Source organism: Pseudomonas sp. PS01300, assembly GCF_029960155.1.
Lineage (GTDB): Bacteria > Pseudomonadota > Gammaproteobacteria > Pseudomonadales > Pseudomonadaceae > Aquipseudomonas > Aquipseudomonas palmensis.
The window spans coordinates 1-290 of the sequence record NZ_JASCPN010000160.1 but is presented as its reverse complement, the minus strand read 5'-3'; the positions used below and the strand labels follow the sequence as shown (position 1 = coordinate 290).

Genomic DNA, 290 nt, shown 5'->3' with positions numbered 1-290 from the left:
CGTAGTGGCGGTGTGTGGCGTGCTGGCCCTGTCGTGGTTCAAGGACACCCCGGCCGGCCCATCCATCGTGGTGTGTGCGGCAGTGCTATTCTTGGTGAGACTGGCGCTGCCCCGGCGCTGAGCGCGCAGCCCCATGGGCAGGGTGCGGCCGACAGGGTCGCGCCCTGCGACATTTTAATCGCCGCTACATCCTGATGAGTTATTTTCGCGCCAGCGCGCTGGGTGTAGACTTGCTCGCTTTTTGCGCAAATAGAGAGTCGCAGGAATGAAGCCGTTCGCCTCCCGTTATC

General features: G+C 62.8%; 1 protein-coding gene. It reads left to right on the top strand.

The genetic code is table 11. From position 1 onward, the window contains the following. On the top strand, window positions 1–121 hold a 121-nt coding region (locus QMX96_RS26780; protein WP_282362732.1), incomplete at its 5' end, for a metal ABC transporter permease. Window positions 122–290: the final 169 nt, after the last annotated feature.